The organism is Xenorhabdus entomophaga, from assembly GCF_037996725.1.
Classification (GTDB): domain Bacteria; phylum Pseudomonadota; class Gammaproteobacteria; order Enterobacterales; family Enterobacteriaceae; genus Xenorhabdus; species Xenorhabdus khoisanae.
In genome coordinates this window covers 1-276 of the sequence record NZ_JBBMXH010000431.1, presented here as the reverse complement: position 1 = coordinate 276, position 276 = coordinate 1, and the positions used below count along the sequence as shown (strand labels likewise).

Annotated in this window: 1 protein-coding gene; it reads right to left on the bottom strand. The window is 51.1% G+C overall.

Going from position 1 to position 276, the window contains the following annotated elements; genetic code table 11:
- Window positions 1-35: 35 nt before the first annotated feature.
- On the bottom strand, window positions 36-276 hold a 241-nt coding region (locus AAC854_RS23510), incomplete at its 5' end, for an HNH endonuclease (protein ID WP_340619182.1).

Genomic DNA, 276 nt, shown 5'->3' with positions numbered 1-276 from the left:
ACGCACCCGCCCTCTAAGAACCGTACGAGCGACTTTCACCGCATACGGCTCAAGCCTTTATAAACCTGCTCAGCAGGCCAGCATGTTGACCGAAGATTCGCGCTCATGTACTCATGATGGCAAGAAGGATGGAGTAATACTCTGTTTCCGATGACATCTCTGCCGCCCCGATGGCGAGGCACCCGATTGTGTTCCTGCCAGCCTGTTTCTTGAGTGATTGGCATTTTACATAACGCACAACGTCCCTGTTGTTCGCGATAAAGAACGAATATTTGC